10 protein-coding genes and 1 tRNA gene are annotated in these 11,905 nt (G+C 63.4%); 1 reads left to right on the forward strand and 10 read right to left on the reverse strand.

Annotation, left to right across the window (positions count from 1 at the left end; all coding sequences use genetic code 11):
* Window positions 1-40 precede the first annotated feature (40 nt).
* The 3 genes from ACFELO_RS08710 to ACFELO_RS08720 form a co-directional block, all read right to left on the reverse strand.
* Window positions 41-3,712 carry a S8 family serine peptidase gene (locus ACFELO_RS08710; RefSeq protein ID WP_440957386.1) on the reverse strand — a complete coding sequence of 1,224 codons (3,672 nt, stop codon included), beginning with the start codon at window positions 3,710-3,712 and terminating at the stop codon, window positions 41-43.
* Between the two features lie 12 nt (window positions 3,713-3,724).
* Window positions 3,725-4,138, reverse strand: coding sequence for a protease inhibitor I9 family protein (locus tag ACFELO_RS08715; protein WP_440957387.1), 414 nt, complete (start codon window positions 4,136-4,138; stop codon window positions 3,725-3,727).
* A gap of 208 nt (window positions 4,139-4,346) precedes the next feature.
* A tRNA-Phe gene (locus tag ACFELO_RS08720) sits at window positions 4,347-4,422 on the reverse strand.
* 201 nt (window positions 4,423-4,623) lie between these two features.
* Here ACFELO_RS08720 and ACFELO_RS08725 point away from each other — a divergent pair.
* Window positions 4,624-7,290: a TonB-dependent receptor gene (locus tag ACFELO_RS08725; protein ID WP_440957388.1), complete on the forward strand. Its 2,667-nt coding sequence runs from the start codon at window positions 4,624-4,626 to the stop codon at window positions 7,288-7,290.
* A 42-nt stretch (window positions 7,291-7,332) separates the two neighbouring features.
* Here the strand turns inward: ACFELO_RS08725 and ACFELO_RS08730 are convergent, their stop codons facing one another.
* From ACFELO_RS08730 to ACFELO_RS08760, 7 genes are all read right to left on the reverse strand, one after another.
* The gene (locus ACFELO_RS08730; RefSeq protein WP_440957389.1) at window positions 7,333-8,673 is read right to left on the reverse strand and encodes an alginate export family protein; all 1,341 of its coding nucleotides are present in this window, start codon (window positions 8,671-8,673) and stop codon (window positions 7,333-7,335) included.
* Between the two features lie 89 nt (window positions 8,674-8,762).
* Entirely contained in the window at window positions 8,763-8,960 is a 198-nt protein-coding gene (locus ACFELO_RS08735; protein WP_440957390.1) for a DNA gyrase inhibitor YacG, read from the reverse strand.
* Window positions 8,957-10,021, reverse strand: coding sequence for a ribonuclease E/G (locus ACFELO_RS08740; RefSeq protein ID WP_440957391.1), 1,065 nt, complete (start codon window positions 10,019-10,021; stop codon window positions 8,957-8,959). The genes ACFELO_RS08735 and ACFELO_RS08740 overlap by 4 nt, the downstream gene beginning before the upstream one ends.
* Window positions 10,018-10,602: a Maf family protein gene (locus tag ACFELO_RS08745; protein ID WP_440957392.1), complete on the reverse strand. Its 585-nt coding sequence runs from the start codon at window positions 10,600-10,602 to the stop codon at window positions 10,018-10,020. Before ACFELO_RS08745 ends, ACFELO_RS08740 begins: the two co-directional genes overlap by 4 nt.
* A 7-nt stretch (window positions 10,603-10,609) precedes the next feature.
* Complete coding sequence (infA, locus tag ACFELO_RS08750; RefSeq protein ID WP_009800516.1) at window positions 10,610-10,828, reverse strand: translation initiation factor IF-1; 219 nt, start codon at window positions 10,826-10,828, stop codon at window positions 10,610-10,612.
* A gap of 156 nt (window positions 10,829-10,984) precedes the next feature.
* Window positions 10,985-11,407 (reverse strand): arsenate reductase/protein-tyrosine-phosphatase family protein, encoded by a 423-nt coding sequence (locus ACFELO_RS08755; RefSeq protein WP_440957393.1) that lies wholly within the window; start codon window positions 11,405-11,407, stop codon window positions 10,985-10,987.
* 2 nt (window positions 11,408-11,409) lie between these two features.
* Window positions 11,410-11,883: a UPF0262 family protein gene (locus ACFELO_RS08760; RefSeq protein ID WP_440957394.1), complete on the reverse strand. Its 474-nt coding sequence runs from the start codon at window positions 11,881-11,883 to the stop codon at window positions 11,410-11,412.
* Between the last annotated feature and the right edge of the window lie 22 nt (window positions 11,884-11,905).

The raw sequence follows: 11,905 nt of genomic DNA on the forward strand, positions 1-11,905 counted from the left end.
TCTGCGAAGGGCGCTCATGTCGTCGGTGGATCAGGCGATCCTATTCGTTGTCGAAACCGAAATCGGTTAGACCGCCCGCCGTGGTCACCGCAAAGCGGCGCATCCGCACGGTGCTGTCCAGCACCGCTGCGTTCGCACGAATGCGGAAGCTGAGATCACCGCGTCCGAAGCTCCCGCAATCGGAGAAGTCCGAAGCGCCAATCACATACTCGTTCCGACCGGCCTTGGCGGGGCGCAGCGTGATCGAGCAATCGGAGAAGTCACCGATATACTGACCGTTGCCGCCGGTCGCGTTGGCGATGGCCACCTCGATGGAATCAGGCAGACCGCCATCGATGCCGGTGATCCGGAAGACGCCCTGCGTGCCGGCCTGGGCGTCGCCCACCCATTCAAACGGGCCGAACACCACTTCCTCCCGACCGCCTGAGATCGCGGTCGGCGTCTTGCCAGCGCCGTCTTCGGCGTCAAAGCCGAAATCGGTGATATCACCCAGAGCGCCAAACGCCAGACGGCGCACCTTCACTTCCGAGGCGAAGCCATTGTTCGGAACCCGGATTCGGAAGGTCAGATCGCCGCGACCAAAGGCGCCGCAATCTGCGAGGTCTTCGCGCAGGATCAGGAAGTCATTCGCCCCGGCCCGTTGCGGACGGATGGTGAGCGAACAGTCATTGAAGCCGCCTGCATAGCCGCTAGCCGTCGCATTGGCGATCATCACATCGATGCTGCTCACCGCCCCGTTCACCACGCCCGCAATGCGGAACTGGTTGGAGGTCGGCGCGGTGCTGTCCCCGGTCCATTCAAACGGGCCCACGATCACCTGCTCGGAACCATTGCTGAGATTGGCCGGAATCGCTCCGCTCGACGGCGCGCTGTCCAGATGGAAGTCGGTCAGCGAACCGGTCGTCTGCCGGATGAAGCGCTGCATGCGCATATTGTGGATATCGCCTTGCGAATAGTTGATCCGCGAGGAATCCGCCGTAACGCGGAACGTCAGATCCGCACGTCCGAAGGCGCCGCAATCGGCAAGGTCTTCGGGCAGGATCTGGTAGTCGTTCTCGCCCCGACGCACCGAGCGGATGGTCAGACTGCAATCATTGAAATTGCCCGCATAGCCAGACGCGGACGCGTTGGCGATCGCCACATCCACGCTGAAGCTGTCGCCTGTCAGAATCGGCGACAGACGGAACTCGCTGCGCAGCGCGCCATTGGCGTCGTAGGTCCACTCGAACGGGCCGAACTGGGTTTGGGCGGTCGCTTGCGGCGCCGATGTTTCGCGGGGCGACGCCACGTCTTCGGCCATCAGAACCGGCAGGGTGTGATCCTCACCGCCCAGAGCGCCGCTCCGAGCAGACAGCGGTTCCGAGACCGCTGCACCGCCGGACGGGTCAAAGGCTGCATCCGTGATCCCGCCCGAGCCATTGAACAGGAAGCGGCGCACACGCACGCTGGTGGCGTCCGCCTCGTCCACGCGCACATCCAGATACACGTCGCCCCGATCAAAGCGGGGACAATCTGCAAAGTCCGCCGCGCCAATCAGATACTCATTGCCTGAATACCGGTTCGCCCGGATGGTGAAGTCACAACGGATGGACGCATCCGTCACTGTCTGACCATCGCGCGCGCCCCAGCGCTCGATATCGGCGCTGATGCTGGCCGGTATGGCCGTGTTCAGTCCGACCAGGCGGAAGATGCTGCCCACGCTCTGATCCACATCCCCGACCCATTCAAACGGACCGAACCGTACGGTTTCAAAACCGGCGACGATGGGGGTGGTGACAAGCGCGGTCACCTTCACGCGGATCTGGGTGGAGGAACCGTCAACAGACAGGACAAGCTCGCCGGAGTTGAAACCATTGTTCAACCCGACCTCGCCCACGCCCAGCCGCAGCTGACCGGCGGAACCCATGGTCAGCGATGTCACTGAAACGGGCGAACCGCTCGGCGCCCCGGAACCGCTGAAGAACTCTGTCGTCAGCCAGCTGGGCTTGCTGACCACGCGAATGGTGCGCGACTGACCGCTGGTGTTCTGGATCAGACGGCTGGTGGTGTTGAACGAGGACACAGAACTGTTGGTGTTGCGCGCGTCATACCGGCTTTGATCCGCCAGTGAGACGTTGCGGACAACGCCCTGGCCGCTGGCCAGGAAGTCATAGGCTGCATCCACCTGGATGCGCGCATGAATGCGTTGGGTGCGCGGGTTCATGACCGGCACGCCCGTAATCTTGAACGCAGCCAGCATCTCGTCCACGCTGGCCGAGGGGAAGGAGCTACGCAGCAAGGCGAATGCGCCTGCCACGTGCGGCGTCGCCATGGAGGTGCCGCTGAGCTGGGAGAACCAGTGACAGACACCGTCCGAGTTCGGCTCGGTGTCCGGGACCACCTGACAGTTCTGTCCCGGTTCAGGGCGCTCGGTGATAATGCCGGCCAGGATGCGAGAGCCCGGAGCCAGAAGGTCCAGGATGGGCGCATCGTTGGAGAAGGACGTCACTTCGTCATTGTCATCCACGGCGCCGACCGAGATCGCGTTGGCGACACAGGCCGGGGCGCCGATGCCGTCAGTATAGTTGTCACTGTTTGCGTCATTGCCCGAAGCGACAACCACAGCGACACCGGCATTTCTCAGGATTCCCATGGAATTGTTGATGGAAGTCCGGGTGCAGACGTCCACATTATTACCAAATCCGCCCAGGCTCATATTCACCGAGGCCAGATTGAGCTGGGTGCGGTTCTGATACAGCCAGTCCAGGGCGCGAATCTGATCGGATGAATACGACAGAACGCAGGCGTGCTCTTCAGGCGGCTCGCCATCATCTGCGCATGCCGCCTCATCAAACCGGCTGAACACATTGACCGCCACGATGGATGCACTCGGCGCGGCGCCGGACACCCGGCTGCCGCCGCTGAGATTGAGGGCGCGGCCGGCCGCGATGGAAGCCACATGGGTGCCGTGGGCGCAACCGTCTGCGGCATTGGGATCATTGGGGAAGAAGTCAGTATCGGGACAGGCCGTGGCCGCAGCCGCTGAGCTGAGCTCGGTCTGGGTTTCCAGCCCGTTCGGACACAGGGACGTCACCGCGCCATTATTGTCGCCAGTCCCGATCGTGTTGAAACAGGCGCTGGCGATGATGGCGTCTTCCACCATCGGATGCTCGGCCTCGATGCCGGTATCCAGAATCGCCACACTGGTTCCGGCCCCGCGTACGCCGCGGCTCCACAGCACATCCGCGCCAATCTGGCCCATGGACACATCCGTGGCCGGACGCATCGGCAGGTTATCATACACCGCCTGAACAGCCGGATGGGCGCGTAGCCGGGCGATTTCCTCGGCGTTCGCGTTCACCACAAAGCCCGGCGTTACGTCAAAAGCCGTGTAACCGCTCGCCGGCTCTTCAAAGCTGCGCTCGGCGGAGCGGAAACCGGAAAAGGCCTCGCCCATCACCGCGCTGCGGGTTTGCGCGATCCGGTCGCGCAAATAATCGCCTTCGGGATCATCTTCGGCCGCCGCAATGACTTCATCCATCGGCACGTCCAGTATGACGATCACCGAAGTACGCCCGCCAGATGCGAGGCGCGACAGGGTATTGTCAGAAACCGGCCCTTCCAGGACGCCGGACAGATCAGCGTCAGCCTCCTGCGCATAAACAGCGCCCGCGGACGCCAGAACCGAACTTGCGCCCAGCAGGGCGGCCAAAACAGTATTCAACGTATTCATTCTGGAAACACCCTAACCTTCAGCGCCTGCGCCCGTGGGGCGGTGGGTTTGGTCGGCCTCGACCTGTACGACGTCCGGATGGCGCATCAGGTTTTGCGCCTCCTCTGGGGTCAAACGGATTTCAAAGGCGTGGATGGAGACGAAGCTGCCGCCATAAGGGGGAGTCTCGCCTCCGAAAACCGCTGCGAGAACGCGGTCCCGGTCCGCCTCCAGCTGAGCGCGCATCTGCTCGGCGCCCTGCTCAGACGCTGCAGCGTCCTCTGAACGGCTCAAAGAGACGATATAGTTGCTGCGATCCGCCTGAACCGGACCTGAATGATCCCCGGTCGCCGGCGGACCAGAGGGCGCGCATGCGCTCGCCGCGCCGACAACAAGGCCAAGGACCAGGGCAGTTCGCCCCAGCGTCCCCGATATGCGTTGGAACATGCGCTGTCTCCCCTTATGCAGCGTCCCCTTTTCGGGGCGGATTATCCCTGCATCAGGTAGAGTATTTCTTAAATTAGCAAAGAAAGCGAGACATCGGACGTGCGCGACGCCTCGCCGGAATACGCGCTGAACGCGAATTTTCGGGCGCAATCAACACGAAGACGATGCCGTAAATGCACGCGCAAAGTTTTTGAAATGGAAAGAAGGATGGTGCCCGGGGGCGGATTCGAACCACCGACACGCGGATTTTCAATCCGCTGCTCTACCAACTGAGCTACCCGGGCGAGCGGAGCGAACTGTGTGTTCGCCGCGCTGAGGACGCGGTTTATAGGCAAGCGCGCGGAGGCTGTCCATGCCCTCAAATCAGTCTTGTGCAGTCCAAATGTAATTTGTCCGGTCTGCCTTCGCACTTGCCCGGATATACACAGGCCTGCTAACCGCTCTTGCGTTATATTCTCAAAACCTCCCCAACCCCGAGGACCGCAATGAACCCCAAAGTCTGCGTCAGCGCCCTGGCTCTTCTGGCCATGCTGGGTGAAAGCGGTCTGGCGATCGCCCAGACCGTTCAGGATGATGTCATCACCATCACCGCAGGCCGCGCGCCCGGCGCGCAATGGGGCGACCGCCCTGTGGTCACGCTGGACGCCGAAGCGCTCAAGAAGAGCGGTCTGTCCGATCTCGGCGATGCGCTGGCCTTCAGCCCGGCTATTGTCGGCTCGGAATTCAATGACGATCCGGGCACCCAAAACGACACCTCGGGCACGTCCAGCGTCAATCTGCGCGGCCTTGGCCTTGGCGCCACGCTTGTGCTGGTGAACGGCGTGCGTCAGGCGCCGTCCTCGGTGGCGTCTGATGATGGCGCGAGCTTTGTGGACATGAACGCGCTTGTCCCCGACATCGCCATCGGCCGGGTGGAGATTCTCAAGGACGGCGCCTCGCCGCTCCATGGCTCGGACGCAGTGGCCGGCGTGGTCAACGTCATCACCGACGATCTGTTTGAAGGCGTTGAAGTCCGGCTCGAAGCGCGCGGCCCCGACGCCTTTGACGGCGCAGGCTTCACCTCGATCCTCTCGGCACGCGCGGGCGAGAACCTTGGCGCATGGACTATCATGGGCGCGATCAGCTATCGCGACACCGATGGCGTGGAAGGGTTTGAGACCGACTTCATTCCCGGCACCGGCCTGTCCGCTCTGGGCCAGCCGGGCGCGTATTACATCCAGGCGCCGGGCGGCGGGTTTGAAGTGACGACGCCGTCAGGCGGCCCTCAGGTCATCATCGACCGCGATTGCGCCGCTGCAGGCGGTCAGCCGCTGGTTCTGGGCGCAGACACGGCCTTTGGCACGCCGGGCTATTGCCGGCTCGATTACGGCCAGTTCTTCTCGCTGATCCCTGATGAGAGCCGACTCAATGTCTATGGCGCCCTGACGGGTGATTTTGGCGATACGCGCCTGACCCTGCGCGCGGCCTGGGCCAATACCCAGCTGACGCGCGGCAACTCCCCCTCCCTGCCCGCGCTGAGCTTTCCCACCATTCCGATCACCAATCCGGGCAATTACTTCAACCGCGACGTCACCTGGAATGGTCGTCCGCGCGGGGTGAATTCCGGCGCCGCACGGCGCAGCTTTGATCATAACACGCTGCGGCTCGAGGCCGGGCTGGAGCATGACTTTGACGCGCTTGGTCGCGACTGGACCGCCGAAGCGAGCCTCGCCTTCTCCCGCAATGAGCTGGAAGCCACCATCACCGACCATATCGGCGACCGCCTCGACGCCGCGCTCAACGGGTTTGGCGGCGCGAACTGCCAGACCGGCGCCAGCGCAGGCGATCAGAGCGCGGGCTGTTACTGGTTCAACCCGTTCGGCTCGGGCGCCCTCGTCACTGATCCCAATGATCCGCGCTATAACGATCCTGATCTGCTCGCCTGGATGCTGGGCGAGGATGTGCGCACCTCGACGTCTGAACTCACCAGCCTCGACGCGAGCGTGACCACGGCGCACTTTTTCGCTGTCCCGGCGGGCCATGTCTCGCTGACCGTCGGCGCCCAGCTGCGCAATGAGAGCCTTGAGGTCAATCACGGCCAGACCTTCAACGACGACGCTTTCCTGTTCATTGTGGGCGGGCCTGACTATGCGGGCGAGCGCGATGTGGCGAGCCTTTATGCCGAGAGCGTCATTCCGCTGCATGAGCGCGCCCGTCTGACCCTGGCGGCCCGCTATGAGGATCTGGAGGACTTCTCCTCCACCGATCCCAAGGTCGCGCTTGCCGTGGACGTGACCGACGCGCTGACCCTGTCGGCGAGCTGGGCTCAATCCTTCCGCGCGCCGTCCCTGCATCAGCAGATCAGCGCCACCACGACACTGCAATCACTCACCATCGGCAATCAGAGCCTGTTCCGCCCGGTGCGCACGGTCGGCTCTCAGGATCTCGATCCGGAAACCTCTGACAGCTATTCGCTGGGGCTGAGCTGGCGTCAGGGCGCCTGGACCGCCCGCGTGGACGCCTGGCGACTGGACGTCGAAGATCTGATCATCGAGGAGAGCGCCAACGCCATCCTCGCCGCCGACTTCGCTGATGATGGCGTCTACAATGATCCGCGCGTCGAGCTGTCCCAGACCGGCGATGTGGTGCTGGTGCGCGCCAATTTCGTCAACGCTCCCAGTGTCGAGGCGCAGGGCGTGGACTTCGCCCTTGCTCATGACGGGGTTGATCTGGGGCGCTTTGGCACGGTGAATGCGGGTCTGGAGGCCGTCTATATTGACGAGTTCACCCTGCTTGATCCGGTTCTGAACACCGAGATCGACGCGGCGGGCAATCGCAACTTCACCAATTTCGCGCGCTCCCTGCCACAATGGCGCACGAGCGTCCGCGCAGGCTGGATGAACGGTCCGTGGAGTGTGAATGCGCAGGCGCGCTATATCTCCTCTTATGACGATGACGAGAATGGCGGCGCGAAGATCGACAGCTGGACGGCGTATGACCTGCAGGCGGGATGGGCGTCCAATGTGCGCGGTCATGCCCTGACCGCCAGTGTTGGCGCACTCAACCTGTTTGATGAAGAGGCGCCCTTTGTAAACACGCCTCTGGGCTATGACACCAAGGTGCATGACGCCCGTGGCCGGGTGCTTTACGCCCGGATCAGCGTGCAGCGCTAGACACAAGCCCCGCAGCCTGGCTGCGGGGCTTTTTCGTTCCGGTCAGAAGCTGAACTTAGTCTGGATATAGCCGTAAACGGTGTCGCCATTGTCTGGCGTATTCGGAGCACGCTCAGCGAATTCGCCCTGAAACAGAACCGCACCGCCCAGCTCCAGCTGCAAGCGGTCTTCCACCAGCCAGTGGCGCACCCGGCCTGACACATGGGTCCCGATATAGTCGCCGGACTGGCCCGTGCGATCGACCACGCCACTACCGGCCCAGGCGTCCGTGTCAGACGCCAGGAACGCGCCCTTTACCAGAAAAAGGGCGTCCGTAGGCCCCTCCTTCACGCTCAGCCGGACGCCCGGTGCGGAGATGTTTTGCCGCCGCAACGGTCCGTGAATGCTGGTATGGCCGAAATCGCCACGCCGCCCGCCATAAAGCGGGTCAAAGCGCGACCAGTCGCCATCACCCAGCTCTTCGCCCGAGGCGTATTCATACTCAAGCGAAAGTCTCGGGCGCCACGGCGCGTCAAAGGTGTAGCCCAGCGCGGCATGATGGGTCTGGGCGGAGACATCCAGACTTTGGGCGCCCGCGGCGCTCGACACGCTGCGTTCGCCGAACTGAAAGGCATGCTCGATCTCGAAATCCCAGCGCCTGCGCGCCGGCTCACGCAACAGGCGCAGGCCCGGGGTATAAAGCGCCCGGTCCGCCGTCGGGCGCCTGGCGGCGTCCTGCTCGCTCAGTCCATAGAGATAGACCTCGGCGCTCAGATCGGACGCCTCGAACTGGCGCGTCAGGCTGATCGCCCAGAACTGCTGGTCCCAGTTTTCCTCGTCAAAGGCGTGATCGTTCTCGAGAAGACGCGCCGCGTCCGACGGGCGCCGCTCTACCGGCACGGTCCAGAAGGCGACCAGCTCGGCCCCCTCGCCGATCTCCGCGATCAGTCGGGCGCCGGTAAAGGCGTTGCGAGTGTTGCGAAAGCTGTTGCGATCAACCAGGCGCTCGCCGCCCAGATCAATCGTCATGCGCCCCATCGTCAGCTCCGCCGGGCGCTCCAACCCCATCAGAGACTGCAGGTCTGCACGCACATGCGCCTGCAGCACTTCAAGTGTGTTCACATGAGAGGTGGACAGAGATGACCCGCTGTCATTGCCATAGACACGGCTGTCGGCAAGCTCGACCGCCAGGGTCCAGCCCGGACGCGTCGCCTCGCCTGACAGGAAGGTGCGCAGGGCCAGCGACTGATCCCCGCCTGATCCGCCTTCCCGGAACTGGTTGCTCAGCGTCTCATAGCGCGCCCGGAACGAGCCGGAGGCAGACAGTCGCCATCCCGCTTCTGCGGGAAGCGGCTCTGCCGCCGTCATCGCCAGACTGCTCGCCGCCAGACGCACCAGATCCATTCGGGCCCCTCCAAAAACTGTCACGAAAGTGTAACATAGGAGGGATTTCCACCCGTTCAATTCAAACGGGCGTCAGGTCGGCGTGAAGCTCAGTTTTCGTCGTCGCCGCCCTCGCCGCGCGCTTCCGGCGGCAAGGCTTCAGGCGGGACAGGCTCACCCGGAACGGCATAGGCGCCCGAGAACCAGCGCCCCAGATCGGCGTCTGCGCAGCGGGCCGAGCAGAAGGGCCTGTATTTGGGATCCATGGGCTTTTTGCAGATCGGGCAGCCGGGCTTGGATTTGCTCATAGCGGACGCACCTCGAAGTCACGCGCGCCCCGGGCCTCTTCCAGCACCAGTTCAAAGCGGTCTCCGAGACGCGATTTCATCGCCTTGGTCCAGCCGATGGGATCATTTTCAAGCCAGGCATAAACCTCGGCGCCAGCCAGCAGCGCCAGACGCCCGCCGCGCTTGGCCTTGCCTTCCGCTTCCAGACGACGCAACGCCGCAAGGGCGCGGGTCTCCACGCTCTCCACGCCAAAGCGCTCCCAGCAGATTTCATGCAAGGCGCGACCCAGACGCTGGCGGGACAGTTCGACAATCGCAAAGCGGCTTGCCGGCGCCACATCAATCTTCGCAGGATCGCGCTTGAAGGCGCCCTTCAGGGTCTGATCAAGCTGGCTCTGGTCCTGCTTTTTCTTCAGCGGCAGAAAATCGATGGCGACGACGCCGCCAATACCGCGCAGACGGATCTGGCGCGCCGCTTCACGCGCGGCGGTCTTGTTCAGATCGAGCGCCATTTTGGGCGACCCGCCCTGGGTGTGACGTCCGGCTGAGTCCACATCAATCGCCGTCATCGCGGTGACCGGTTCGATCACCAGGCGTCCGCCGCCCGATAGCGGAACAACCGCTTCCAGCGCTTCGTCAAAGAGCTGATCGAGTTCGACTTCCGCCTCTTTCGGCGTGCGCACGGGCGCGTCGTACATCATCGACAGGCGCTCGGCGATCGGCGGTGCAGACACCACGATTTCAGGCGCCTCGCCCGGCTCGACATCAAACAGGACCAGCGTCGGGCCCTTTTCCTGAAATTGTTCGCGCGCAATCTGAACGCCAATGGCCGCGCCTTCATGCAAGCCGTCCGGACGCCCGGCCTTGCCGAACGGCAGGAAGCCCGCCGGACCGCGGCCAATGTCACAGAAGGCGCCATTGATCGATGCATCGATCTTGGTCACCCGGGCGCGATAGACTTCGCCGCGCCAGGCGCGTTTGCCGCGCTCGGACCAGCGTTCCACATGCAGCTCGATAGCGCGGTCGCCATCAATAACGGCCGCGCGGGTTTCACCCACATGATCAGCAGCGACGATTCTCAAAACACGTATCCCAATCCGACCAGCAATTGCCGCGCCTCATAGACCGGCAACCCCATCACGCCGGTATACGATCCGATCAGCTTGCTGATGTAAGCGCCGGCCCGGCCCTGAATGCCATAGCCGCCCGCCTTGCCATTCCATTCACCGCTCTCAAGATAGGCGGTGATTTCATCTTCGCTCAGACGCTTGAAGGCCAGACGGGTCTCCACGACCCGGCTCGCCTCACGCCCGTCCGGCGCCCGGACGGCCACCCCGGTATAGACCCGGTGATTGCGTCCGCTCAGAAGCCGCAGACAGGCGTCGGCGGTCTCCCGGTCTTCCGATTTGGGCAGAATGCGGCGTCCCACGCCGACCACCGTATCACTCGCCAGCACGAAACAGCCGGGATGATCGGCGGCGGCGAGCTTTTCGACCGCCAGACGCAGCGCCAGATCACGCGGCAATTCGCCGGGGCGCTCGGTCTCGTCGATATCGGTCGGGGCGATCTGGTCGGGCGGCGCGCCGATGCCGGTCAGCAAGTCGCGGCGGCGCGGCGACGCGCTCGCCAGCACAAAGGGCGCGCGCGCGGCGTTCGGCGTCACGCTCACCTTACTTGAAGCGATAGGTGATGCGACCCTTGGTCAGGTCATAGGGCGTCATCTCGACCAGAACCTTGTCGCCCGCCAGCACGCGGATGCGGTTCTTGCGCATCTTGCCAGCCGTGTGAGCGATGATTTCGTGATCATTTTCCAGTTTGACCTTGAAGGTCGCGTTGGGCAGCAGTTCCACGACTTCGCCGGGAAACTCCAGCAGTTCTTCCTTCGCCATGCAGCTCCTCTTGATCAATGGCGTAAATTCAGACGCATAGGCGTCAAAACGCAAAAACCCCGAACGCTTCGCGCATGAGGACTCATGCCAGCGTCGGGCAGTGTTGGGGCGCTATATAAGCGTCATCGCCCCAATCGTCGAGCGTGGTTGTAAGGGCTAATCCTGATTATAAGCCGAAATGCGTGCTTTTATCGCGTCACGCGCAGTCCGATAGGCGTCCAGACGGGCCTCTCGCGTGCCTTCCGCCTCCGCCGGATCGGGAATCGCCCACAGCTGGTATTCGGCATCCCGCGCCTCGGCGAAGGCGCTGGCGGACGGGTCAGCGTCTTCGGCCAGACAGACCACCAGCTCGACGGGATCATCGGCGGTGTCCGCCAGATCGCGGCATTCGAAATTCGACAGATCGATGCCGGCCTCGTTCATCACCGAGATCATGAAGCCGTCCGGCCAGGGCGCGGGCTCCACCCCGCATGAGCGCGCCAGACAGTCCGCGCCGAAGCGATGCTTCCAGAAGGCTTCCGCCATGGGAGAGCGCACCGCATTGCGGCCGCAGACAAAGACGACGGAGGGCGCGGCCATGATCAGGCGCCCCGTCGGTGCAGCGCGCAGATCAGGGTGAACAGGCGTCGCGCCGTGTCGAAATCCACCTCAATCTTGCCGTGAAGCCGCTCGCGCAGCAGTTCAGAGCCTTCATTGTGTACCCCGCGCCGGCCCATATCGATCGCCTCGATCTGACCGAGCGGCGCATTGCGCACCGCCGCGTAATAGCTTTCGCACATCAGGAAATAGTCCTTGATGATGCGGCGCAGCGGGCCCAGTGAAAACACGAACATGCGCACCGGGTCACCGTTCTCGCGCTTGATGTCGAACACCAGACGCTGGTCCTCGATGGCAAGGCGCAGGGCATAGGGACCGGATTCGGAATCGGCGGGTACGAACGTGTTGGAATCCAGAAGATCAGCAATAGCCACGCGGCGCTCATGCTCCACGGCCTCATCGGCCTTGCCGATGGTCAGTTGGTCAAGCTCGACCGCGACCAGTCGCTGATCGGTCATCTGCTACTCCAGTCAACCCGGT

The organism is Oceanicaulis sp. LC35, assembly GCF_052055585.1.
Classification (GTDB): domain Bacteria; phylum Pseudomonadota; class Alphaproteobacteria; order Caulobacterales; family Maricaulaceae; genus Oceanicaulis.

Excerpts from the sequence above, each read along its gene's own strand:
- ACFELO_RS08760 (WP_440957394.1), bottom strand. The coding sequence starts at position 11,883 with ATGACCGATCAGCGACTGGTCGCGGTCGAGCTTGACCAACTGACCATC.
- ACFELO_RS08725 (WP_440957388.1), top strand. The coding sequence starts at position 4,624 with ATGAACCCCAAAGTCTGCGTCAGCGCCCTGGCTCTTCTGGCCATGCTG.
- infA (WP_009800516.1), bottom strand. The coding sequence starts at position 10,828 with ATGGCGAAGGAAGAACTGCTGGAGTTTCCCGGCGAAGTCGTGGAACTG.
- ACFELO_RS08755 (WP_440957393.1), bottom strand. The coding sequence starts at position 11,407 with ATGGCCGCGCCCTCCGTCGTCTTTGTCTGCGGCCGCAATGCGGTGCGC.
- ACFELO_RS08710 (WP_440957386.1), bottom strand. The coding sequence starts at position 3,712 with ATGAATACGTTGAATACTGTTTTGGCCGCCCTGCTGGGCGCAAGTTCG.
- ACFELO_RS08735 (WP_440957390.1), bottom strand. The coding sequence starts at position 8,960 with ATGAGCAAATCCAAGCCCGGCTGCCCGATCTGCAAAAAGCCCATGGAT.
- ACFELO_RS08730 (WP_440957389.1), bottom strand. The coding sequence starts at position 8,673 with ATGGATCTGGTGCGTCTGGCGGCGAGCAGTCTGGCGATGACGGCGGCA.
- ACFELO_RS08715 (WP_440957387.1), bottom strand. The coding sequence starts at position 4,138 with ATGTTCCAACGCATATCGGGGACGCTGGGGCGAACTGCCCTGGTCCTT.